This is a genomic window from Streptomyces sp. JLSY215 (assembly GCF_059682825.1).
Window position 1 is genome coordinate 2,366,442 of sequence record NZ_CM185022.1, and the last position, 24,043, is coordinate 2,390,484.

The 24,043-nt window shown below is 71.6% G+C and carries 20 protein-coding genes; 4 read left to right on the forward strand and 16 right to left on the reverse strand.

Annotated features, from left to right (window positions below; all coding sequences use genetic code 11):
* Positions 1-61: 61 nt before the first annotated feature.
* The 16 genes from AC5677_RS10600 to rsmH form a co-directional block, all read right to left on the reverse strand.
* The gene (locus AC5677_RS10600) at positions 62-1,180 is read right to left on the reverse strand and encodes a DivIVA domain-containing protein (RefSeq protein ID WP_497194766.1); all 1,119 of its coding nucleotides are present in this window, start codon (positions 1,178-1,180) and stop codon (positions 62-64) included.
* Positions 1,181-1,229: 49 nt separating this feature from the next.
* On the reverse strand, positions 1,230-1,520 hold the full coding sequence (locus AC5677_RS10605) for a YggT family protein (protein ID WP_046928503.1): 291 nt from the start codon (positions 1,518-1,520) through the stop codon (positions 1,230-1,232).
* A 66-nt stretch (positions 1,521-1,586) separates the two neighbouring features.
* Positions 1,587-2,207 carry a cell division protein SepF gene (locus AC5677_RS10610; protein WP_497194767.1) on the reverse strand — a complete coding sequence of 207 codons (621 nt, stop codon included), beginning with the start codon at positions 2,205-2,207 and terminating at the stop codon, positions 1,587-1,589.
* 122 nt (positions 2,208-2,329) lie between these two features.
* Complete coding sequence (locus AC5677_RS10615; RefSeq protein WP_497194768.1) at positions 2,330-3,052, reverse strand: YggS family pyridoxal phosphate-dependent enzyme; 723 nt, start codon at positions 3,050-3,052, stop codon at positions 2,330-2,332.
* The gene (gene pgeF, locus AC5677_RS10620) at positions 3,049-3,813 is read right to left on the reverse strand and encodes a peptidoglycan editing factor PgeF (protein WP_497194769.1); all 765 of its coding nucleotides are present in this window, start codon (positions 3,811-3,813) and stop codon (positions 3,049-3,051) included. The genes AC5677_RS10615 and pgeF overlap by 4 nt, the downstream gene beginning before the upstream one ends.
* Positions 3,814-3,826: 13 nt before the next feature.
* Positions 3,827-5,059 (reverse strand): cell division protein FtsZ, encoded by a 1,233-nt coding sequence (gene ftsZ / locus AC5677_RS10625; RefSeq protein ID WP_497194770.1) that lies wholly within the window; start codon positions 5,057-5,059, stop codon positions 3,827-3,829.
* 282 nt (positions 5,060-5,341) lie between these two features.
* Positions 5,342-6,151 carry a cell division protein FtsQ/DivIB gene (locus AC5677_RS10630; protein ID WP_497194771.1) on the reverse strand — a complete coding sequence of 270 codons (810 nt, stop codon included), beginning with the start codon at positions 6,149-6,151 and terminating at the stop codon, positions 5,342-5,344.
* Positions 6,152-6,174: 23 nt separating this feature from the next.
* A complete protein-coding gene (gene murG / locus AC5677_RS10635; RefSeq protein ID WP_497194772.1) occupies positions 6,175-7,266 on the reverse strand; it encodes an undecaprenyldiphospho-muramoylpentapeptide beta-N-acetylglucosaminyltransferase in 1,092 nt (363 codons plus the stop codon).
* A gap of 6 nt (positions 7,267-7,272) precedes the next feature.
* On the reverse strand, positions 7,273-8,622 hold the full coding sequence (gene ftsW, locus AC5677_RS10640; protein ID WP_497194773.1) for a putative lipid II flippase FtsW: 1,350 nt from the start codon (positions 8,620-8,622) through the stop codon (positions 7,273-7,275).
* A 56-nt stretch (positions 8,623-8,678) separates the two neighbouring features.
* Positions 8,679-10,085: a UDP-N-acetylmuramoyl-L-alanine--D-glutamate ligase gene (murD, locus tag AC5677_RS10645; protein ID WP_497196579.1), complete on the reverse strand. Its 1,407-nt coding sequence runs from the start codon at positions 10,083-10,085 to the stop codon at positions 8,679-8,681.
* A 29-nt stretch (positions 10,086-10,114) separates the two neighbouring features.
* Positions 10,115-11,179, reverse strand: coding sequence for a phospho-N-acetylmuramoyl-pentapeptide-transferase (mraY, locus tag AC5677_RS10650; RefSeq protein WP_403507466.1), 1,065 nt, complete (start codon positions 11,177-11,179; stop codon positions 10,115-10,117).
* Between the two features lie 5 nt (positions 11,180-11,184).
* Positions 11,185-12,618: a UDP-N-acetylmuramoyl-tripeptide--D-alanyl-D-alanine ligase gene (locus tag AC5677_RS10655; protein ID WP_497194774.1), complete on the reverse strand. Its 1,434-nt coding sequence runs from the start codon at positions 12,616-12,618 to the stop codon at positions 11,185-11,187.
* 62 nt (positions 12,619-12,680) lie between these two features.
* A complete protein-coding gene (locus AC5677_RS10660) occupies positions 12,681-14,471 on the reverse strand; it encodes a Mur ligase family protein (RefSeq protein WP_497194775.1) in 1,791 nt (596 codons plus the stop codon).
* An 18-nt stretch (positions 14,472-14,489) separates the two neighbouring features.
* Positions 14,490-16,511 carry a peptidoglycan D,D-transpeptidase FtsI family protein gene (locus tag AC5677_RS10665; RefSeq protein ID WP_497194776.1) on the reverse strand — a complete coding sequence of 674 codons (2,022 nt, stop codon included), beginning with the start codon at positions 16,509-16,511 and terminating at the stop codon, positions 14,490-14,492.
* Between the two features lie 7 nt (positions 16,512-16,518).
* Entirely contained in the window at positions 16,519-17,115 is a 597-nt protein-coding gene (gene ftsL, locus AC5677_RS10670) for a cell division protein FtsL (protein ID WP_497194777.1), read from the reverse strand.
* Complete coding sequence (gene rsmH, locus AC5677_RS10675) at positions 17,112-18,077, reverse strand: 16S rRNA (cytosine(1402)-N(4))-methyltransferase RsmH (protein ID WP_497194778.1); 966 nt, start codon at positions 18,075-18,077, stop codon at positions 17,112-17,114. The genes ftsL and rsmH overlap by 4 nt, the downstream gene beginning before the upstream one ends.
* Before the next feature lie 415 nt (positions 18,078-18,492).
* Here rsmH and AC5677_RS10680 point away from each other — a divergent pair, with 415 nt between their 5' ends.
* The 4 genes from AC5677_RS10680 (at position 18,493) to AC5677_RS10695 (ending at position 24,020) form a co-directional block, all read left to right on the forward strand.
* Entirely contained in the window at positions 18,493-19,050 is a 558-nt protein-coding gene (locus AC5677_RS10680) for a beta-class carbonic anhydrase (RefSeq protein WP_497194779.1), read from the forward strand.
* Positions 19,051-19,166: 116 nt separating this feature from the next.
* Positions 19,167-20,189, forward strand: a complete 1,023-nt coding sequence (locus AC5677_RS10685) for an AAA family ATPase (protein ID WP_497194780.1) — start codon at positions 19,167-19,169, stop codon at positions 20,187-20,189.
* Positions 20,189-21,565, forward strand: a complete 1,377-nt coding sequence (locus AC5677_RS10690; protein WP_497194781.1) for a DUF58 domain-containing protein — start codon at positions 20,189-20,191, stop codon at positions 21,563-21,565. Before AC5677_RS10685 ends, AC5677_RS10690 begins: the two co-directional genes overlap by 1 nt.
* A gap of 40 nt (positions 21,566-21,605) precedes the next feature.
* Positions 21,606-24,020 carry a transglutaminase TgpA family protein gene (locus tag AC5677_RS10695; RefSeq protein ID WP_497194782.1) on the forward strand — a complete coding sequence of 805 codons (2,415 nt, stop codon included), beginning with the start codon at positions 21,606-21,608 and terminating at the stop codon, positions 24,018-24,020.
* Positions 24,021-24,043: the final 23 nt, after the last annotated feature.

Below are 24,043 nucleotides of genomic sequence, written 5' to 3' on the forward strand. Positions count from 1 at the left end.
GCCCCGAGGGAATCCCTCGGGGCCCGGCCCTTGATTGCCGACGCTGTGCGCTAGGCGGGCGTCAGTTGTCGTCCTCGTCGATGAGGAAGCCACGCATCGGCGACGGCGCCTGCCCCATCGGGGACGGGCCCTGCGGCCGTACCGGTGCCATCGGCTGGGTCATCGCCGGCGACATCTGCTGCTGGCCGCCGTAGGACGGACCACCGCTGGAGCCGTTGCCCATCGACTGGCCGCCACCCATGGTGTGGTTGCCACCCATGGTGTGGTTGCCGCCCATGGTGCCCGCACCGGCCGACGCCATCGACGGGGACGGCGGCAGCGAGGCAGCGGCGGGCGCCGGGGTCCGCGGCGGGGCCAGCGAGTCGTCGGCCTGGTTCTCCAGCTGACGCAGCTGGCTCTCCAGGTAGGACTTCAGGCGGGTGCGGTACTCGCGCTCGAAGCCGCGCAGGTCCTCGACCTTGCGCTCCAGCGTCGCGCGGGCCGACTCCAGCGAGCCCATCGCCACGCGGTGCTTCTCCTGCGCGTCCCGCTCCAGCGCATCGGCCTTGGCGCGGGCGTCCCGCTCCAGGCCCTCGGCGCGGCTGCGCGCCTCGCCGACGATCTTGTTGGCCTCGGAACGGGCCTCCGCGATCGCCTGGTCGGCGGTCTGCTGCGCCAGCGACAGCACGCGCGCCGCGCTGTCACCGCCGGGGCCGCCCTGCTGGCCGCCCTGCTGGAGCTGCTGCGGTCCGCCGGGGCCGCCGAGCGGGCCGCCCATCGGACCGCCCTGGCCCATCGGACCGGGGCCGTGCGGGCCCTGCGGACCGGGACCGTGGCCACCGGGACCTGGGGGCAGCTGCGGTGCACCACCGGGCAGTTGGGGCGGGCCACCCATCCCCTGCTGCTGCGGCGGAACCGGCTGCGGACCGGATATGGCGGCGGGCACGGGGGCCCCGCCTCGCTGCTGCTGCTCCTGCTGCTGGTCGGGTCCCTTGCGCAGGCCCTGCTGCTGCTGGTTCTGCGCGGCCGCGCGCGTGGCGGCGGCCAGCTTGGCGCGCAGGTCCTCGTTCTCCCGCAGGAGCCGGGTCAGTTCGGCTTCGACCTCATCGAGGAAGGCATCGACCTCGTCCTCGTCATAGCCTTCTCGGAGGCGGACGGTCGTGAACTGCTTGTTCCGCACGTCCTCGGGGGTCAACGGCATCTCTACTTCACCTCAACGTAGTCGTCGGCAATCGGCAAGACCGTATCGTTCACAACAACACCGACCTCACGACGGTGATCAGGATGTAGACGATGATCATCAATACGAAGAAGGACAGGTCGAGCGCCACGCCCCCGAGACGCAGCGGCGGAATGACCCGCCGCAGAAGCTTGAGTGGCGGATCGGTGACAGTGTAGGTGGCCTCCAGAACGACCACCATCGCCTTGCCGGGTTGCCATGAACGGGCGAACTGGAACACGTAGTCCATCACCAGCCGGAAGATCAACACGATCAGGAAGCAGTACAGCGCGATATAGATCACCTGACCAGCGACACTCATCTCGCGCGTCCCTCTCCCCTTGGTCCCGATTTGGCCTGTTGGCCCTGGTGTGCCCGGTGTTGCGTCTCAGCTCTGGTTGAAGAACCCGCCCTCTGCGATACGAGCCTTGTCCTCCGCCGTGACATCGACGTTAGCAGGCGACAACAGGAACACCTTCTGCGTCACCCGCTCAATGCTGCCGTGCAGGCCGAAGACTAGACCGGCCGCAAAGTCGACAAGTCGCTTCGCATCGGTGTCGTCCATCTCCGTGAGATTCATGATCACCGGAGTGCCCTCACGGAAGTGTTCCCCGATGGTACGGGCTTCGTTGTAGGTCCGGGGGTGGAGCGTCGTGATGCGGTACGGCTCCCGCTCGGACACAACCTTGGGCATGATCACCGGTGCGTTCTTCTCCAGATTCGGACGGTCGGGTGTGATGGATGCCACGGGGGCGATTCGGGCGGGTCGTCCGCTTTCCGCGGCAAGCGGGGCAGGCTCGCGCTGCGCCGGAGGCGTCACGGCACGGACCGGTTCCTCCCGTTCCGGGCGTGTTTCCGCCGGTACTTGGTGCTGCTGGCGCCGCCCCCGCTCCGGCTCCGGGTCAAGCTCGGGCTCGAACTCGTCGTCGGGGTCGAAACCCCGGCCGTCGTACCCATCGTCCTCCACGAGGCCGAGGTAGACCGCCATCTTGCGCATCGCGCCGGCCATTCTCTGCGTCCTCCGCTCTGTGGTGGATCGGCTCCGTCACCGGGCGCCTTGGATCCACGCAGCCTCCCGCTTTCTGCGGGAATGACCATATTTTGTGCTGTGGTCCGACTTGCTTCGCGACGTTACCCGAGCCGTGGTCGGACTCCGAGTACCGCAGTGCCGACGCGCACATGTGTCGCCCCGGCCTGCACGGCGTCTTCGAGGTCCGCGCTCATGCCTGCTGACACCATGTTGGCAGCAGGATGGTTGGCGCGCAGGTCGGTTGAGATTTCCACGAGTCGTTCGAATGCGGCGAGTTGCCGCCCGGCATACGGTCCGCTCAACGGCGCGACGGTCATCACACCGTCCAGCCGCAGACCTTGGGCCCCGGCGACCGCATCGGCCAGAGCCGCGACACCGTCCGGTGCGACCCCGCCCCGGCTCCCCTGCTCCCCCGACTCGGCATCGAGCGCCACCTGAATCAGGCAGCCCAGTTCACGCTCGGCACGGACCGCCTCCTTGGAGAGCGCGGTCACGAGCCTGGCCCGGTCGATCGATTGAACAATTCCGGCATACCGGGCGACGGACCGTACCTTGTTCGTTTGCAATTGACCGACGAAGTGCCAAGTAAGAGGCAAATCGGCACATTCGGCGGCTTTCGGTGCCGCATCCTGATCGCGGTTTTCCGCGACATGCCGCACGCCCAGCTCCGCGAGCAGCCGGACATCGCTCGCCGGGTAGGTCTTGGTGACCACGATCAGGGTCACCTCGTCACGCGGCCGGCCGGCCGTGGCGCAGGCGGCGGCGATACGATCCTCCACCCGCGCCAGATTGTCGGCCAGTTGGGTTCTACGATCGTCCGTCACTGGTCAGCTCCCCCAACCTTCGGCCGGGAGGGGTCTCCAAGCCATACATAGCTCGCGAGCCGCCCCGTGGTGCGGTCCCGCCGATAGGAGAAATGGTCCGCGGATTCGCGTGTGCAGAGGTGGGAATCCGCACGGACCGACACGCCCGCCGCGCCGAGTTGGGCCCGTACACCTGCGGTGACGTCCACCGCGGGGGTGCCCCAGCTGGTCGTCGACCAGGCCGCGGGCACCGCCTCGGCAACCTCGGCGCGCATCTCCTCGGGCACTTCGTAGCAGCGTCCGCAGACCGCGGGCCCGGTGAGGGCCACGATCCGCGACGGCTCGGCACCCAGTTCCACCATCGCCTCGACGGCGGCCGGCACGACCCCGGCCACCAGACCCGGCCGGCCCGCGTGCGCGGCCCCGGCCACCCCGGCGACCGGATCGGCGAGCAGCACCGGGGTGCAGTCGGCGGTCAGTACGGCGAGCGCGAGACCTCGACGGGCGGTCACCACCGCGTCCACACAGGGGGTGTCGGCGCCGCGCCACGGTCCGTCGACCACCGCCACGTCCCGGCCGTGGACCTGGTTCATCCAGACCACCGCGCCCGGATCGAGGCCGAGTTCCTTGGCGGCGAGCTCCCGGTTCGTACGAACCGCCAGCGGGTCGTCGCCGACCGCGCCGCCCAGATTGAGCTGATCATACGGAGCGGCGCTCACCCCGCCCCACCTGTCGGTGAAGGCGAAGTGCGCGCCGCTCTCGTGGTGCTGTTTCCCTATCACTTCGGTGCTTTGGTCACTTCAGGAAGTCGGGGACGTCCAGCTCCTCGGCCGCGCTGTCCGTGTAGGACGGGCGGGCCGGGGGAACCTGCGGTGCGCCGGTCGAGGGGGTCGAGACCTCACCCAGCGCGGAGGACTCGGCCGGGGCCGGCTCTTCCTCCCGTACGGGCACCGAGCCCAGGCCCCCGAACGACGACGTCCGCGGCTCCGGCGGGTTGGCCGGACGGCTCGGGGCCGGTGCGGGCTCCTCGCGCTTGGCGGACGTCAGCCCGCTCGCCGCCGAGTCGCGACGGGCCGGCGGCTGCCCCCCGTCAAAACCCGCGGCAATGACCGTCACCCGGACCTCGTCGCCCAGGGCGTCGTCGATGACCGCGCCGAAGATGATGTTGGCTTCCGGGTGTGCCGCCTCGCTGACCAGCTGCGCGGCCTCGTTGATCTCGAAGAGACCGAGGTCGGAGCCGCCGGAGATGGACAGCAGCACGCCGCGGGCGCCGTCGATGGACGCCTCCAGGAGCGGCGAGGAGATCGCCATCTCGGCGGCGGCCACCGCGCGGTCGTCGCCGCGTGCCGAGCCGATGCCCATCAGGGCCGAGCCGGCCTCCGACATCACGGACTTGACGTCCGCGAAGTCGAGGTTGATCAGGCCGGGGGTGGTGATCAGGTCGGTGATGCCCTGGACACCCGACAGCAGCACCTGGTCCGCGGACTTGAACGCGTCGAGCACGCTCACCTGACGGTCCGAGATGGACAGCAGCCGGTCGTTGGGGATCACGATGAGGGTGTCGACCTCTTCGCGGAGCTGGGCGATGCCGTCCTCGGCCTGGTTGGCGCGGCGGCGGCCCTCGAAGGTGAACGGCCGGGTGACCACACCGATCGTCAGGGCACCCAGCGAGCGGGCGATGTTGGCGACGACGGGTGCACCGCCGGTGCCGGTGCCGCCGCCCTCACCCGCGGTCACGAAGACCATGTCGGCCCCCTTGAGGACCTCCTCGATCTCCTCGCGGTGGTCCTCGGCCGCCTTGCGACCCACATCCGGGTTGGCGCCGGCGCCGAGTCCGCGCGTCATTTCGCGGCCGACGTCGAGCTTGACGTCGGCGTCGCTCATCAGCAGCGCCTGTGCATCGGTGTTGATCGCGATGAACTCGACGCCCTTGAGCCCGACCTCGATCATCCGGTTGATGGCGTTCACGCCACCGCCGCCGATGCCGACGACCTTGATGACTGCGAGGTAGTTCTGCGGTGCTGCCACGTCGAAGGCCTCTCGCCTCGAGTTACGTGTCGCCGCCTCACATGCCGTGTGGACGCCGACTGATGCCGATGGGGCGGTTCGTATGCCGACCCGAACCCTAAGCCTGAAGTTTAGGGTTACCTGTGCCTGTGTTCCTTGGTTCCATAGTCCCTTTGGAACGAGACACTAAGTCGACAAGGCGCGCGCGTTCAACGAACACGCCGAACCTCCCGTTTTTCTTTTCACCCTATGTGATCACCCATAGTCGTAGCCATCCAGGGTGCTGGCCTGCGGCTACGAACGTCAACTCCCCGATACCGCAGGGGCGCTGGGTACCGAAAGGTCGAAGTGGTGCGCATCACGCGCGGCTTTCAGCAGGGCGGTGAGCACCCTGACCTTGTCCGCGCCCCGTTCGGGGCTTCCCCATACGACCGTACGACCATCTGTCAGTTCCAGGGTGAGGGAGTCGTACGAGATGACCCGGACCTTTTTGAGGTCTTTGCGGACCGCCTTGGGGAGCTGTCCGGTGACGTCAACGGCTGCGCGTCGCAAGCGGTCGATTCCGTACCGACGAAGGCTCGGAGAGTCAGAAACGGTCATTTCCAGAAGCGGAATGCCGCGAGGAGCGGTACGGACGGTGGCGAAACGGACGCCCTCGCGGTCCACTTCGCTGTACTTTCCGCCCGATCGCATCACCAGTACCGGCGTTCTTTCCGACACTTTCAGACCGATGGTGTCCGGCCAGGACCGCACCACCTCAACGGTTTTGATGCGCGGCAGCCGCGCCCGGATCCGGTGGGCCATCGCGTCGGGGTCGACCGAAATCAGCGGTGCGTTCATCGGGGCGTCGGCCGCGGCCACCACCTCATCCGGCGTCAGAACGCGGGTGCCGGCGGCCTTCACCTGACGGATGCGGAGCCAGTCCGAGCCGTACAGGACCCAGGCGCCGAAGCCGCCGAGCACCGCCGCGAGGACCAGTACGAGGGCCACCCGGCGGCGGCGCGGGGTGCGAAGGAGTACGCGCAGCCGCGCGAAACGCCGTGCGGCAGAGGCGGAGGGCGGGCCGGACGGCCGTTTCTTGGCGCCGCGCTGGGCGGTTCTGGGTCCGGCCACGCTCCCCTGCCTTTGCTCGTTCGCTATTTCTGCTGCTGGGCAATCGCCTCGTACACCATGCCGACCAGCAGCTCGTCGGCGTCCCGGCGGCCGAACTCGGAGGCGGCGCGGGACATCTCGTACAGCCGGTGCGGATCGGACAGGACCGGCAGCACCGTGGACTGCACCCACTCCGGGGTCAGCTGGGCGTCGTCGACCAGCAGGCCCCCGCCGGCGTTGACCAGCGGCTGGGCGTTCAGCCGCTGTTCGCCGTTGCCGATGGGCAGCGGGACGAAGGCGGCCGGGAGCCCGACGGCGGAGAGTTCGGCGACGGTCATCGCGCCCGCGCGGCAGAGCATCATGTCGGCCGCGGCGTACGCGAGATCCATCCGGTCCACGTACGGTACCGGGACATACGGCGGCATCCCGGGCATGTTGTCGACGTGCGGCAGTTCGTTCTTCGGGCCGACCGCGTGCAGGACCTGGATCCCGGCGCGCTGCAGCGTCGGCACGGCGGCCTGGATGACCTCGTTCAGCCGGCGGGCGCCCTGCGAACCGCCCGACACCAGGAGCGTCGGGAGGTTCGGGTCGAGCCCGAAGGCGGCCCGCGCCTCGGGCCGGACCGCGGCGCGGTCCAGGGTGGCGATGGTGCGGCGCAGCGGGATCCCGACATAACGGGCGCCACGCAGCTTGCTGTCCGGCGTGCTGACGGCGACGAACTTGGCGTACCGCGAGCCGATCTTGTTGGCGAGACCGGGCCGGGCGTTGGCCTCGTGGACGATGATCGGCACCCCGAGGCGCTTGGCCGCGAGATAGCCGGGCAGCGCGACATAGCCGCCGAAGCCGACGACGCAGTCCGCCTTGGTGCGCTCCAGGATCTGCTCGGCGGCCTTGATCGTGCCGCGCAGCCGCCCGGGGACGGTGATCAGTTCGGGGGTGGGCTTGCGCGGCAGCGGTACGGCCGGAATCAGGCCGAGCTCATAGCCGCGCTCCGGGACGAGCCTGGTCTCCAGGCCCTTCTCCGTGCCGAGTGCCGTGATCCCCACGGTCGGGTCCTGCCTGCGCAGGGCGTCCGCGAGGGCGAGCGCGGGCTCGATGTGGCCGGCGGTCCCCCCACCGGCGAGTACGACATGCACCGAAATTCACCGCTCTCCGGACGGACGCTTCTTCATGCGCCGTCTCATCGTCTTCCATCTCACCCCGGCCGGCCTTCTGCCGAAAACCGGCCTCCGCGTAGCCAATGCGGCCAGTGCCGCCCGCGCAGCGGGCTCCTCACGCGCAAAGGCGATCAGCAGCCCGATGGCGAACATCGTCGGCAGCAGGGCGGAGCCTCCGTAGGAGAACAGCGGGAGCGGAACACCGGCGATCGGCAACAGGCCGAGCACCGCACCGATGTTGATCATGGCCTGGGCCATGATCCAGGTGGTCACACCTCCCGCTGCGTACCTGACGAAGGGGTCCTCCGTACGTCCGGCCACGCGGATACCCGCATAGCCTAGAGCCGCGAAGAGGGCGAGCACCGACAGCGTCCCCGCCAGACCCAGTTCCTCCCCGGTGATGGCGAAGATGAAGTCGGTGTGCGGTTCAGGGAGTTCACCCCATTTTTCCATACTCGCACCGAGGCCGGATCCGAAGAATCCGCCGGATGCGAGGGCATAGATACCGTGCACCGCCTGCCAGCACTTGTCGCCGGGGCCGGGGTCGGTGGCGAGGGTACAGCCCAGCCGGGACATCCGGTTGGCGCTGGTGGCGATCAGCAGTGCCCCGATCGCCGCGGCGGCGCCGAGCACCCCCGCGAACAGCCTGGTGGGAGCGCCGGCCAGCCACAGCAGCCCGAAGAGGATCGCCGTGAGAATGATCGCTGTTCCCATGTCGCCGCCGAGCATGATCAGCCCGAGCAGCAGAAAAGCGACCGGGGTCAGCGGCACCAGCAGATGCTTCCACTGCACCAGCAGCTTCTTCTCCTGTTTACGGGCCAGCAGGTCGGCGCCCCACAGGACGAGGGCGAGCTTCCCGAACTCGCTCGGTTGCATCTGGAAAGGGCCGCCGAGGTTGAGCCAGTTCTGGTTGCCGTTGACCGAGACCCCTATGCCCGGAATCTGCACCAGGCACATCAGGAACACCGACCCCGCGAGCAGCGGATAGGCCATCCCCCGGTGCAGCTTGACGGTCATCCTCGACGCGGCCAGCAGCAGGACGCCGCCGATGGCCGCGGCCAGCAGCTGCTTGCGGAAGAAGTAGGACGGCGCGAGGCCGGACTGCAGGGCCTTGATCTGGGAGGCCGAGTAGACCATCACCAGACCGAGGACGATGATCAGCAGGCTGCCGCCGAGGATGAGGTAGTACGCGGTCAGCGGGCGGTCCCAGGCCCGCCTGAGCCGGGTCGACAGGCGCCGGGGGCCGCCGGGGCGGCGGGCGCCGCGCGGCGCCCGCACCGTGGAAGTCCGGCGGGCCGGACGGGCCGGCGCCGCCTTGGCCGATCGGGCCGTCATCCTCGCCCCCTCCACAGGTGCGCGCGCCGCGGGTCGCCGACGGCGGCGGGGACCGGCTAGTTTTCCCCGGCGGTCAGCTGACGGACCGCGTCGGCGAAGGCCTCGCCCCGCTTGGTGTAATTGACGAACATGTCCATCGAGGCACAGGCCGGGGCCAGCAGAACGGTGTCGCCGGGCCTGCCGAGCCGGGTGGCTTCCCGTACCGCCTCGGACATCGCCCCAGTGTCGGTCCGGTCGAGGTCGACGACCGGGACATCCGGGGCGTGTCGCGCCAGGGCCTCGCGAATCAGCGCCCGGTCGGCACCGATCAGCACCACACCGCGCAGCCGGTCCGCCGACTTCTGCACCAGCTCGTCGAAGGTCGCGCCCTTGGCGAGCCCGCCGGCGATCCAGACGATGTGCTCGTACGCCGCCAACGACGCCTCGGCGGCGTGGGTGTTGGTGGCCTTGGAGTCGTCGATGTAGGTCAGGCCGCCGGTGTCCGCGATGTGCTGGATGCGGTGCGGGTCCGGGTGGAAGGCCCGCAGTCCGTCGCGTACGGCGGCCGGCCGCACCCCGAAGGCCCGCGCCAGGGCCGCCGCGGCGAGCGCATTGGCGATGTTGTGCGGCGCGGGGGAGGCGAGGTCGGAGATCTCCGCGAGCTCCTGGGCGGTCTGCCGGTTCTCGACGAAGGCCCGGTCGACGAGGAGGTCCTCGACCACGCCCAGCTGCGAGGGGCCGGGGGTGCCGAGGGTGAAGCCGATGGCCCGGCAGCCCTCCTCGACGTCGGCCACGCGGACCAGCTCCTCGGTCGCGGGGTCGGCGACGTTGTAGACGCAGGCGATGGTGTTGCCCTCGTAGATGCGGCCCTTGTCGGCCGCGTACGCCGCCATCGAGCCGTGCCAGTCGAGGTGGTCCGGGGCGAGGTTGAGGACGGCCGCGGAGTGGGCGCGTACGGAGGGCGCCCAGTGCAGCTGGTAGCTGGAGAGCTCGACCGCGAGGACGTCGTACGCCTCGCCGCCCTCCTGCCCCTCGCCCAGCACGACATCGACGAGCGGTACGCCGATGTTGCCGACGGCGGCCGTGCGCAGCCCCTCGGCCTCCAGGATGGAGGCCAGCATCCGGACCGTGGTGGTCTTGCCGTTGGTGCCGGTGACCGCGAGCCACGGTGCGGAGTCGGGGCCGCGCAGCCGCCAGGCGAGTTCGACGTCGCCCCAGACCTCGATGCCGGCCTTCTCCGCCGCGAGGAAGAGCGGGCTGGACGGCTTCCAGCCCGGGGTGGTGACGACCAGTTCCGCGTCCTCGGGGAGGGTGTCCCCGTCGCCGAGGCGCACGGTGACCCCGAGCGCCTCCAGCTCGGCCGCCTGCCGGCGCTCCCGCTCACCGTCGCTGCTGTTGACGACGGTGACGCGGGCGCCGAGGCCGGCCAGGGCGCGGGCGGCGGGAACGCCGCTCACGCCGAGACCGGCCACGGTGATGTGCATACCGGCGAAGTCCACCGGCCCCTGCGTGGTCACTTCGCTGCCTGCCAGCCGCCGTAGAAGATGCCGAGTCCGACGATCACGCACATGCCCTGAATGATCCAGAACCTGACCACCACAAGGACTTCCGACCACCCCTTTAGCTCGAAGTGATGCTGAAGTGGCGCCATACGGAAGACCCGCTTGCCGGTCAGCTTGAAGGAGCCGACCTGGATGACCACGGACATGGTGATCAGGACGAAGAGGCCGCCGAGGAGGGCGAGCAGCAGTTCCGTACGGGAGCAGATCGCCAGGCCCGCGAGCGCGCCGCCCAGGGCCAGCGAGCCGGTGTCACCCATGAAGATCTTGGCGGGCGAGGTGTTCCACCACAGGAAGCCGAAGCAGGCACCCATCAGGGCGGAGGCGACGACCGCGAGGTCGAGCGGGTCGCGTACCTCGTAACAGCCCGGTCCCGCGGTGATCTGGTTGGCGCAGGACTCCTGGTGCTGCCAGATGCCGATGAAGGTGTAGGCACCGAAGACCATCACCGAGGCGCCGGTGGCCAGGCCGTCGAGGCCGTCGGTGAGGTTCACGCCGTTGGACATCGCCAGGATCATGAACAGCGCCCAGATCACGAAGATCACCGGGCCGACCTGCCAGCCGAAGTCCTGGGTGAAGGACAGCCGGTCGGAGGCCGGGGTCTGCCCCCGCAGGTCCGCGAACTGCAGCGAGAGCACCGCGAAAGCGATACCGACGATCAGCTGGCCGGCCATCTTCGCCTTGGCCCGCAGGCCCAGCGAACGCTGCTTGACGATCTTGATGTAGTCGTCGAGGAAGCCGACCAGGCCCATGCCCGCCATCAGGAACAACACCAGCACACCGGAGAAGGTGGGGTCACTGCTCGTGATGACCTTGGTCAGCGCGTAGGCGATGATCGTGGCCAGGATGAAGGAGATACCGCCCATGGTGGGCGTCCCCTTCTTGCTGCCGTGGGTGCGCGGGCCGTCATCGCGGATGAACTGCCCGTACCCCTTCTTGGCCAGCAGCTTGATCAGCAGCGGCGTGCCGATCAGGGTCAGGAAGAGCCCGATCATTCCGGAGAAGAGGATCTGCTTCATCGAGTTCATCGGGACGCGGCTCCGCCCTCAGCGCCGATGACGCTCTCGCCGTCCAGCAATGCCGCGGCGACCCGCTCCAGTCCCACCGACCTGGACGCCTTCACCAGCACCACGTCTCCCGGTTGCAGCTCGCTGCGCAACAGGTCGACCGCCGCCCGCGCGTCGGACACGTGCACCGACTCCTCACCCCACGAACCCTCGTTCTTGGCGCCCATGTCGAGCCAGGCCGCTTCCCTGCCGCCGACCGCCACGAGCTTGCTGACGTTGAGCCGGACGACCAGGCGTCCGACCGCGTCGTGTTCGGCGAGCGCGTCCTCGCCGAGCTCGGCCATCTCACCGAGCACCGCCCACGTACGACCGCCCTTCGCCTTGGCGGCTGCGCCCATCGCGACCAGCGCTCGCAGCGCCGCTCGCATGGACTCGGGGTTCGCGTTGTAGGCGTCGTTGACGACCGTCACGCCATCCGCGCGCTCGGTGACCTCCATCCGCCAACGGGAGAGCGTGCCGGCTTCGGAGAGCGCGGTGGCGATCTCGTCCACGGGCATGCCCAACTCATGGGCGACGGCGGCCGCGGCGAGCGCGTTCGACACGTGGTGCTCACCGTACAGCCGCATCGTCACATCGCTGCACCCGGAGGGTGTGTGAAGCGTGAAAGCGGGCTGACCGAGAGCGCTGAGCCGGACATTCTCGGCACGGATGTCGGCATTTTCGGCCTCGCCGAACAGGACCGTACGGGCCTTCGTACGCGACTCCATGGCACGTACGTACGGATCGTCGGCGTTGAGCACCGCGACGCCGTGCTCGGGAAGCGCCTCGACGAGTTCGCCCTTGGCCACCGCGATCTGCTCGCGGCCGCCGAACTCGCCGATGTGGGCGGTGCCGACGTTGAGCACCACACCGATCTCCGGCGGGGTCAGCTCCGTCAGATAGCGGATGTGGCCGACCCCGCGGGCGCCCATCTCCAGGACGAGATGACGGGTCGTCGCCTCGGCGCGCAGCGCGGTCAGCGGCAGCCCGATCTCGTTGTTGAGGTTGCCTTCCGGCCACACCGTCGGCCCGTGCCGCTGCAGCAGCTGGGCGATCAGGTCCTTGGTGCCGGTCTTGCCGACCGAGCCGGTGAGGGCGACGACCTTGGTGCCCAGCCGCCCGACGACGGCGCGGGCGAGCGCGCCGAGGGCCGCGACCACGTCGTCGACGACGATCGCGGGGACGCCGACGGGCCGGGCGGCCAGTACGGCCACCGCGCCGTCCGCCACGGCGCCCGCGGCGAAGTCGTGGCCGTCGACGCGTTCACCTGCGAACGCGACGAACAGGCCGCCGGGGCGTACCTGGCGGGAATCCGTCACGACGGGGCCGGTGACCGTAAGGCCGGCGTCCGGTATGTCGTGCATCTGCCCGCCGACGATGTTCGAGATCTCGGCGAGGGACAGGGAGATCACAGGTCACCCCCGGCCGGAGGCGGAGCGGGCCAGTCAAAGGGTTGTGCGCGCATGGCGGTGTGTCATCCCTGGTGGTTCGGCTGCTGTGACTGCTGTGTCTTCAGCGATTCCTCGATGGCCTGGCGGAGCACCTGACGGTCGTCGAAGGGGCGTACCACTCCGGCGATGTCCTGGCCCTGCTCATGGCCCTTGCCCGCGACGATGACGGTGTCGCCGGGTTCGGCGCGGGCGACGGCCGCGGCGATGGCGGCGGCCCGCTCCTCCTCGACCAGGACCGTGCCGCGCTCGTGGATCGGCACCTCCGCGGCGCCCTGGAGCATGGTGGCCAGGATCGCGAGCGGGTCCTCGGTACGGGGGTTGTCGGAGGTCAGTACGGCGGTGTCGGCGAGGCGGGCGACCGCGGCGCCCATCGGGACGCGCTTGTGCGGGTCGCGGTCGCCGCCGCAGCCGAGGACGGCGTGCAGCTTGCCTTCGGTGACCTTGCGCAGCGCGCGCAGAACCGATTCGACGGCGTCCGTCTTGTGGGCGTAGTCGACGACCGCCAGATACGGCTGGCCGGCGTCGACGCGCTCCAGGCGGCCGGGGACGCCGGGCACCGCGGCGACGCCGTCGGCGGCGGTCTGCGGGTCGATCCCGGCGACGATCAGCGAGGTGATCGCGGCGAGCGCGTTGGCGACGTTGAACGGACCGGGGATCGGGGCGGCGGCGCGCAGGCGCTGTCCCTGGGGGCCGTGCACGGTGAAGGTGGAGCCCAGGGTGCCGACCTCGACGTCGGAGGCGCGCCAGTCGGCGTCCGGGTGGCCCTCCGCGGAGAAGGTGGTGACGGGGACCTCGGATCCGCCCTCGGCCAGCCGCTTGCCGTACTCGTCGTCGATGTTGACGACACCGGCGCGGCTGCGGGCCTTGGTGAAGAGCCGGGCCTTGGCCTGGAAGTAGTCCTCCATGCCGGAGTGGAACTCCATGTGCTCCGGGCTGAGGTTGTTGAAGATCGCGACGTCGAAGACGCAGCCGTCGACCCGGCCGAGGACCAGCGCATGGCTGGAAACCTCCATGGCGACCGCCGTCACGCCGCGCTCGCGCATCACCGCGAACAGCGCCTGCAGGTCGGTGGCCTCCGGGGTGGTGCGCTCGGACTTCAGGCGCTCGTCGCCGATCCGGGTCTCGACCGTGCCGATCAGGCCCGTGAGTCCCACCCGGCGCCCGCCACCGCCCTCGGCCGACTGCCCTTCGCGCAGGCCCTCCTCATCGGCCTTCGCGGCGGCCGCGGCCCGCAGCCCGCCCTCGATGAGGTACGCGGTGGTGGTCTTGCCGGACGTGCCGGTGATGCCGATCTGGAGGAGGTCCTTGCCCGGCGCTCCGTAGATCGAGACGGCCAGGGCGCCCATCCGGGAGCGCGGGTGCTCGACGGCCAGGACCGGCAGGCCGGTCTCGGCGGCGCGGTCGGCGCCCGACGGGTCGGTCAGGATCGCGGCGGCGCCGAGGTCGGCGGCCTGCGCGACGAAGTCGGCGCCGTGCAGGCGGGCACCGGGCAGCGCGGCATAGACATCGCCGGGGCGGACTGCCCGGGAGTCATGCGTGATGCCGGTGACCCGGACATCCTCTGCACCGGCCGGAGCGGGGATGCCCAGCTGCGCGGCGAGCTCCGCCAAAGGGGTGGGGCGGACCTGCTCGGGGCGGGGCGCGCCCGGATATCTGCCGGGGCCGCCCTCCTCCGCCTGCGGGGGTTTCGGGGACTGATCAGCTTGTGACACGGCGGTGAGCGTACCGGGCCGATCGGGCCCGGGGCGAAGTGAGGGCCGCGCGCAGGGGCTGTTCGCGGGGTCGGGGGTGCCGTCGGTAGTGATGGTCGTCACGGCGGTGTTGCCTCGATTTCAGTCGCCTGGCTTGAAGGTGACCGGCAGGTGCGGGGATGTGGTGCCGGTCGGCGGAACCTGCAGGGTTTTCAGCGCGAACTCCATGACCTGCCGGTAGATGGGGCCGCAGATCTGGCCACCGAAGTAGCTGCCCGTGGTGGGGTTCTGGATGGCGCAGTAGACCGTGATCCGGGGCTTGTCGGCGGGCGCGAAGCCGGCGAAGGACGCGGTGTAGCCGTGATAGCGGCCCGTTTCGGGGTCCACCCGGTTGGACGTGCCGGTCTTCCCGCCGACCCGGTAGCCGTCGATCTTCGCCTTGGGGCCGGTGCCCTCCCGGTCGTCGACCACCGATTCGAGCATGGCGGCCAGTGTCGTGGCGGTCTTCTTGCTCACGACGCGGTCGCGCTGGGGCCTGGGGGCGGGGGTGTAGCGGCCGTCGGGGCCCGTGGTGCCGCGGACCAGGGTGGGGGCGATGCGCTCGCCGCCGTTGGCGATCGTGGAGTAGACGGAGGCGGCCTGGACGGCGTTGAGGGACAGCCCCTGGCCGAACGGGATCGTGTACTGCTGCGAGGTGTTCCAGTCCTGCGGCTTGGCCAGGATGCCGTCGGTCTCCCCGGGGAAGCCGAGCCCGGTGGGCCGCCCGATGCCGAATTTCCGCAGATAGGAGTAGAGCACCCGGTTGGCCTGGGGCTGTGTCTCGCCGAGCTGGCCGGCCGCCAGGATCGTCCCGATGTTGCTGGACTTGGCGAGGACGCCGTTGAGGGTCAGATGCCAGGTGTCGTGGTCGACGTCGTCCGCGAACAGCCGGTCGCCGCGGTGCAGCCGGTTGGGCACGGTGACCCGGGTGGACGGCGTGGCGACACCCTCCTCCAGGATCGCGGCCATCGACATCAGCTTGCTGGTGGAGCCGGGCTCGTACGCGTCGGTGAGCGCGGCGTTGCCCAGCGCCTCGGGGTCGGCCTTGGAGACGTCGTTGGGGTCGAAGCCGGGGGAATCGGCCATCGCCAGGATCTGGCCGGTCCGGGTGTCCTGGACGACGACATAGCCGCGGTCCGCCCGGGACTTCTTGACCTGCCGGGTGATGGCCTGCTGCGCCGCCCACTGGATGTCGCGGTCCAGGGTCAGCTGCACGTCGCTGCCGGGGACGGCGGGGTGCTCCTGGGTGTCGCCGGTGGGCACCCGGCGGCCGCCGGACTGGGCGTAGACGAGCTTGCCCTCCTTGCCCGCGAGGGCCGCTTCGAGCTGTGCCTCTATCCCGCCGCGGCCCTTGCCCTCGCTGTTGACGAAGCCGAGGACGCCGGAGGCCAGGTCCTTGTTGGGGTAGAGCCGCTTGCTGTGCTTGTCGGCGAAGATCCCGACCAGGACGTTGGGGCGGGGTGCCTTCTTGGGGGCGGCGGCCGCCTCGGCGTCCAGGGTCCGGCGGAGGTCCTTGATCCGCTTCCAGACCTGCGGGGTCTGCTGCCGGGAGAGCAGGGCATAGCGCGTCCCGCGCTTGGCGAGCTTCCCGGCGAGGGTGCCGCGGTCCTCGTGGAGGATCGGCGCGAGCAGGGCGGCGGCCCGCTGCGGCGCGTCGTCGATCCCGGTCCGGTCGGGCGCCAGCAGGCTCGGGTCGGCGGTGATGTCGTACGCGTCGACGGTGGTCGCCAGCGCCACGCCGTTGCGGTCGGTGATCGCGCCGCGCTCGGCGGCCAGCTTGACCGGGACATAGCGGTTCTCGTTGGCCTTGGCGGCGTACGCCGCGGCGTCGACGGCCTGGACCTGGAAGAGCCGTACGACGAAGACCAGCAGGACCAGCGTCAGCGCGAGGGAGACCAGGCGCAGCCGGGGGCGGGGGCTGCCGAGGCGGAGCGGGGCGGGGCGGGCCGCCGGGCGGCGGGCCGCGGGCCCGGGGGCGGACGGCCTGGAGGGCGGCTTGGGGGACGGCCTGGCGCCGGGCCGCTTGGCGGCCGCGGACGGGCGGGCGGCCGGGCGCTGCGGGCCGCCGCGGGCGGGCCGGGCCGGGCGCGGTACGCGGCGGCGGGGGTCCCTGGGCTCGGTCATGGCGCCGTCACCTGCCGGGGGCCGTCGGGGCGGGGCCGGCCGCGGCGGCGCGGCGGCCGGGGGCGTGCGGGGTGCCGGATGCGGCCGCGGCCGCCGGCCGGCCCGCCGTCCTGCCGGGCGTCCCGGAGGGCGGTGCGGGAGTGGCGGACGGGCCTCCGGAGGCGGACGGGCCTCCGGAGGCGGACGGCCCCAGCGACGGCGGCTCGGCGGCCGCGCCGAGCGCCGCCGCGTCCTCCTCGCCCGTCGCCACGCTCGGCCTGCCCCGGACCGTGCCGTCCGGCATCAGGAACGCCGGGTTGCCGCCGGGCACCATCCCCAGCCGGCGGGCCCGCTTCTCCAGGGCGCCCGGAGCCGAGTAGCCATCCACTTCCTGCTGGAGCGCCTGCTGCTCGTCCGTCAGGTCGTCGGTCTTCTTCTCCAGCTTGCTGAGTTCGAACGACCCTTGGTTGAGGGCGGAGTTGAGCAGCAGCAGGGCGATCAGCCCGGAGCCGAGGAGCAGGACGATCAGGAGGACGAAGGGCGTGCGCGCCGCCGTACCGGAGGCGGCGGGAAAGAGCGCGCCCAGGCGCCCCCCTCCCCCGCGCGGCCGCCCCCGGGCCTTCACGGGGAGTCCTCGACGTTCTCGCGGATGCGCTCGGCGCCGCGCAGCCGGGCGGGGGCCGCGCGGCGGTTCTCGGCGATCTCCTCGTCGGTGGGGAGCTCCGCGCCGCGGGTCAGCAGCTTCAGACGGGGCTGGTAGCGCTCGGGCACGACCGGCAGGCCGGGCGGCGCGGTGTTGGCCGCACCGGCCGCGAAGACCTGCTTGACCAGGCGGTCCTCCAGCGAGTGGTACGAGAGCACGGCGATCCGGCCACCGACCGCCAGCGCCTTGACGGCGGCCGGGATGGCCCGCTCCACGCTGGCGAGTTCGCCGTTGACCTCGATGCGCAGGGCCTGGAACGTGCGCTTGGCGGGGTTTCCTCCGGTGCGCTTGGCGGCCTGCGGCAGCGCGTCCCGGATCAGTTCGACCAGCCGCGCGCTGTTGGTGAACGGCTCCTTGGCCCGCTCGCGCACGATCGCCCCGACGATCCGCTTGGCCTGCTTCTCCTCCCCGTAGGCACGCAGGATCCGCACGAGCTCACCGGGCGCGTAGGTGTTGAGGACATCCGCGGCGCTGATGCCCGTCGTCTGGTTCATCCGCATGTCCAGCGGGGCGTCCTGGGCGTAGGCGAAGCCGCGGTCGGCCTCGTCCAGCTGCATCGAGGAGACGCCCAGGTCGAACAGCACGCCCTGGACACGCGGCACCCCGAGCCGGTCGAGGACCTCGGGGAGCTCGTCATAGACGGCGTGCACCAGGGTGGCGCGCTCGCCGTACGGGGCCAGCCGCTCGCCCGCGAGCTTCAGGGCCGCCGGGTCGCGGTCGAGGGCGATGAGCCGGGCTTCGGGGAAGGCGGCGAGCAGTGCCTCGCTGTGCCCGCCGAGCCCGAGCGTGCAGTCGACCACGACCGCTCCGGGCCCGGTGAGCGCAGGGGCGAGCATGTCCAGACAACGCTGGAGCATGACGGGTACGTGCCGAGTGTTACTCATGCGCCTTCCGATGGGGTGGGCGGCAGGTGGGTCCCCGGCCGTTGGCTGGGGGACGCCGTACGCACCGCTTGGTCCCCGCCCGCTCTGAAGGGGAAGTGGCCCTCCGGCGACGGGGAAGTGGCGTCGGAAGACCGGTGGAGCGGGAGGAGGCCGAGCCGTACGTGCGACGCGTCGCACGCGAGGGATTCGGGATCCAAGGAGAGCGTCACGCCTCCCACTTCGCGCCACTTTAGTCCACCGGCTGTCCCGGTCAATCAACCGGTTCCGCGCGTCCCGCGACGGCTTCGGGACCGGCCTCTCACCCGAATGGCGGCGGGGCGGAGGGCGCTGTGGGTTACCTCACAAAGGGTGATGTCGACCCGTATGCCCGGCCTCATACGGGGCCGGATCCGATGTTGCCGATTACGGTGAGGGCATGCCCATACCTGCGTCGCAGCCTCTGCCCCCGTCCGCCGACGGCGCCGCCGCCGGCGGTGACACCGTCACCGACCGCCTCGTCGAGGCGAACCGGCGCTATGCCACCGCCTTCACCGATCCCGGCATGGACGCCCGGCCCGTCCTGAAGGTTGCGGTGGTGTCCTGCATGGACGCCCGGATCGATCTGCACGCCGCGCTGGGCCTGGAGCTCGGCGACTGCCACACCATCCGCAACGCGGGCGGCGTGGTGACCGACGACATCATCCGCTCCCTGACCATCAGCCAGCGGGCACTGGGAACCCGCTCCGTCGTGCTCCTGCACCACACGGGCTGCGGTCTGCTGAACCTCACCGAGGACTTCCGCCACGAGCTGGAGGCCGAGGTCGGACAGCGGCCCACCTGGGCGGTCGAGGCGTTCAAGGATCTCGACGACGATGTGCGCCAGTCCATGCAGCGGGTGCGCACCTCGCCCTTCCTGCTGCACACCGACGACGTCCGCGGGTTTGTCTTCGACGTGACAACGGGACTGCTGCGGGAGGTCGATCCCCAGCCCTGATCCCGGAGGGTCCGGACATATCGGCCCCGAGTTATCCACAGGCCATGACGCGAACCCGCGCGGACAGCAAGAATGCGTGGGTGAACAGTGCTTGGGGAAGGGCCGGGGAGGGCCGAGTGACGACGTACGACGAACGCGCGGGCCTTGGGGATCTGACCGCGACGGTGGAGCGCGTGCACCGGTCGGTGGAAAGGGTGATCGAAGGCAAGCCGGAGGTCGTACGGCTCGCGCTGACGGTGCTGCTGGCCGAGGGACATCTGCTCATCGAGGATGTGCCGGGCGTGGGCAAGACGATGCTCGCCAAGGCGCTGGCCCGTTCCCTCGACTGTTCGGTGCGGCGGATCCAGTTCACGCCCGATCTGCTGCCCTCGGACATCACGGGGGTCAGCGTCTTCGACCAGCAGCGCCGGGAATTCGAGTTCAAGCCGGGCGCGATCTTCGCGCAGATCGTGATCGGCGACGAGATCAACCGCGCCTCCCCCAAGACCCAGTCGGCGCTGCTGGAGTCCATGGAGGAGCGCCAGGTCACGATGGACGGGCAGACCCATGAGCTGCCCAGCCCGTTCATGGTGGTCGCGACGCAGAATCCGGTGGAGATGGAGGGCACCTACCCCCTCCCCGAGGCGCAGCGGGACCGTTTCATGGCGCGGGTGTCGATCGGCTACCCCAGCCCCGCGGCCGAGCTGCAGATGCTGGACGTGCACGGCGGCGCTTCCCCGCTGGACGACCTCCGGCCGGTGGCGCACGCCCACGAGATCGTCAAGCTGATCGACGCGGTGCGCACGGTCCATGTCGCCGAAGCGGTCCGCAGATACGCGGTGGACCTGGTGGCGGCCACCCGCAGCCACGCCGAACTGCGGCTGGGTGCCTCGCCGCGGGCCACGCTCCATCTGCTGCGGGCCGCGAAGGCCGCGGCGGCGCTGGCCGGGCGGGAGTACGCGCTGCCCGACGATGTGCAGTCGCTGGCGGTGGCGGTGCTCGCACACCGGCTGCTGCCCACCGCGCAGGCCCAGTTGAACCGCCGTACGGCCGAGCAGATCGTGCTGGAGATCCTGCGCCGCACCCCGGTTCCCGACCCGTCCGCGCCGCAGTGGCGGCACGGCATCGGCCAGCAGCCGCCCGGGGCACGGGGGTTGTGATGTCCGAAGGGGGGAGTCCGGTGGCGGGGCAGGAAGGGACGTCGGAGCGGGGCGGGCTGCGGGCCGCGCTCGGGGGGCTGACGACGCGCGGCAGATCGTTCCTGGCGGCCGGGGTGGCCGCCGCGGTGTGCTCGCTCCTCCTCGGGCAGGCGGATCTGCTGCGGGTCGGGCTGCTGCTGGCGGCGCTGCCGCTGGTGTGCGTGCTGGTCCTGCACCGCACCCGCCACCGCGTCGCGGGCAGCCGTACGCTCTCCCCCGCCCGGGTGCCGGCGGCCGCCGAGTCCCGGGTCCGGCTGGTGATCGAGAACGTCTCCCGGCTGCCCACCGGGGTGCTGATGCTGCAGGACCGGGTGCCCTATGTCCTGGGGCCGCGGCCGCGTTTCGTACTGGACCGGGTGGAGGCCGGCGGCCGCCGTGAGGTGGCCTACCGCGTCCGCTCGGACCTGCGCGGACGCTATCCGCTGGGGCCGCTGCAGCTGCGCCTGTCGGACCCGTTCGGCATGTGCGAGCTGACGCGTTCCTTCAGCGTCGCCGACACCTTGACGGTGGTGCCGCGTACCGAGCCGCTGCCGCCGGTCCGCCTCACGGGCGGCACTCCCGGGTACGGCGACGGGCTCCGGCGCTCGCCGGCGCTGGCCGGTGAGGACGACGTCATCCCGCGCGGCTACCGCCACGGCGACGATCTGCGCCGGGTCCACTGGCGGTCCACCGCCCGCTACGGCGAACTGATGGTGCGCCGGGAGGAACAGCCGCAGAAGGCACGCTGCACGGTCCTGCTCGACACCCGCGCGACGGCCCACCAGGGGGCCGGGCCCGACTCGGCCTTCGAATGGGCGGTCACGGCCGCCGCATCGGTGGGCGTCCATCTGCTGGAGCGGGGGTTCTCGGTGCGGCTGCTGACCGACACCGGCGCCTCGGTGCCCGGCCCGGACGGCGTCGGCGGCACCGAATCCGCCGACGCCGCGGGCCTGATGCTGGACACCCTCGCCGTGCTGGAGCACTCCGAGGAAGCCGGGCTCTCGGGCGCGTACGACGCGCTGCGCAGCGGCAACGAAGGCCTGCTGGTCGCCTTCTTCGGCGATCTGGACGAGGAACAGGCCGCGGTCGCCGGACGGATACGGCAGCGCTGCGGCGCGGCGGTCGCCTTCGTCCTGGACGGTGACTCCTGGCTGCCGGGGCCGGGCGGGATCCGGTTCTCCGACGGCCAGGTGCCGGTGGGCGAGCGGGTGCTGATGCTGCAAAAGGCCGGCTGGACGGCCCTGCCGGTCACCTCCGGCACGACCCTCCCCGAGCTGTGGCGGTGCGCCGCCGACCACGCCGGGGCGGGTCCGGACCGGGCCGCGGGGAGCGGCGCCGCGGCGGGAGGCCGGGTATGAGGACGCGGACGACGGGCCTTGAGGGAAGCGAGGCGGGCGCATGAGCGGCCTGGGACGGCTGACGCTGTGTGCGGCGGTGGCGACCTTGTGCGCGGCCTGTGCGCTGCTGCCGCTGGTGCAGCCGTTCACCTGGCTGGTGCAGGCCGCGGTCCTGCTGGCGATCGTGAGCGGTGTGGGGGCGCTGACCCGGCGGGTGCCGCTGGCCAGACCGCTGACCATCGGCGCGCAGGCGCTGGCCGGCGTGCTGCTGCTGACCCTGCTCTTCGCCCCCGGCCAGGCCGTCCTGGGGCTGCTGCCCGGCCCGGACGCGATCACGGAGTTCGGACGGCTGGTCCAGGACGGCATGCGGGACGTCGGCCGGTACGCCACCCCGGCCCCGGTCACGCCCGGTATCCGGCTGCTGCTGGTGGCGGGCGTGCTGCTGATCGGTCTGGTGGTGGACGCGCTGGCGGTCAGCTACCGCAGCGCGGCGCCCGCCGGGCTGCCGCTGCTCGCGCTGTACTCGGTGGCGGCCGGGCTGTCCCAGGGCGGCGCGGGATGGCTGTGGTTCCTGGTGGCGGCGGCCGGCTATCTGCTGCTCCTGCTCGCCGAGGGCCGCGACCGGCTGTCCCGGTGGGGCCGGGTGTTCGGCGCCACGGACACGGGCCGGCCGGGCTTCGGCCGCGCCGCGGGCGGCCCGGCGCTCGCCCCGGTCCGGACGGGCCGCCGGATCGGCGCGCTGGCGCTGGGGATCGCGCTGGTGGTGCCCGCCGTGCTGCCCTCGCTGGGCGGCGGGCTGATCGGCGCGCCCGGCGGCGGCAGCGGCCCCGGGGGCGGCGGGGGCACGATCTCCGCGGTGAACCCGCTGGTGTCGCTGCAGAACAGCCTCAACCAGCCGGAGGACAAGGAAGTCCTCAACTACCGCACGACCGCACCCGACACCCGCGACATGTATCTGCGGATCGTGGCCCTGGACCAGTTCGACGGCACGGCCTGGAAGCCGTCCGAGCGCATGGTCACGGACGTCCCCGACCGGCTGCCGGATCCGCCCGGCCTCTCCGGCCAGGTGGCCACCACCAGCATCAACACCTCCGTCTCGACCGCCGCGTGGTACGCCCAGAACTGGCTGCCGCTGCCCTATCCGGCCTCCAGGGTGGACATCACCGGGCGGTGGCGCTTCGAGCCCAAGGGCCGCACCCTGGTCGGTGACCGGGGTCAGACCACCCGCGGCATGCAGTACCAGGTCGAAAGCCTGCAGGTGCGGCCGACCGCGAAGCAGCTGGCCGCGGCCCCGCCGCCGCCCGCGCGGCTGGTGCACGAATACACCAAGGTGCCGGCCTCGCTGCCCGCGGTGGTGCGCAAGACGGCGCGCACGGTCACGCGCGGCGCCCGCACCTCGTACGACAAGGCCGTCAAGCTGCAGGACTGGTTCGCGATCTCCGGCGGCTTCACCTACAACCCGCAGGTCAGCGCCGGCAGCGGCAGCGAGGCCATCGCGCGGTTCCTGGAGCAGAAAGAGGGCTTCTGCGTCCACTTCTCCTTCTCGATGGCCGCGATGGCGCGCACCCTGGGCATTCCCTCCCGGGTCGCGGTCGGCTTCACTCCGGGCACCCCGCAGTCCGACGGCACGACCTCCGTCAGCCTCAAGGACGCGCACGCCTGGCCCGAGCTGTACTTCCAGGGCATCGGCTGGACCCGCTTCGAGCCGACCCCGAGCCGCGGCAGCACCCCGGACTACACCCTCCCCGGCCAGGGGTCGACCACCGTCGACCCCGGTGAGCGCGAGCCGGCGCCGTCACGGTCCGCCACCGCGCCGGACGCTCCGTCCACGGCCCCCAGCTGCGCCCCCGGTGAAGAGCGCCAAGACGCCGGCACGGCCTGCGCCGCGATGCCCGCGCAGGCCGGCGCAGGTCCCTCGGACGACGGCCCCTCCCCCTGGTCCGTCGTTGCCCTCGGCCTCGCCGTGCTGCTCGTCCTGCTGCTCCCGGGGGTGCCGCTCCTGTGGCGCATACGGATCCGGTCCCGGCGGCTGGCGGGCGGCGACGGCGCGGCGGGCGTCCTCGCCGCCTGGCGGGAGCTGCTGGACACCGGCTGGGACTTCGGCATCCTGCCGGACGACTCGCTGACCCCGCGCAAGGCGGCCGCCCGGATCGTTCGCATCGGGGAACTGCCGTCGGACGCGGCCGACGCCGCCCACCGGGTGGCGGCAGCCGTGGAGCAGGCCCTGTACGCCCCGCAGCCGCGCCCGGCCGCCGGCCTCACCGCGGACGTGCGGCGTGTACACGCCGGACTGCGCGCCGCCGCCGGACGGACCCTGCGCCTGCGCGCCCTGCTCGCCCCGCGCTCGGCCGTCCGCCTCGCCCGGGGCTGCGCCGACCGCTGGAACGCCCTTCTCCTGCGCTGCGCCACGGGTGGTCCGGCCACCGCGGCCCGGCGCGCGGCGTCGGCCCTGCGGCCGGGACGGCAGCGGGCGTAACGGGTCAGGGCGCTGCGTACACA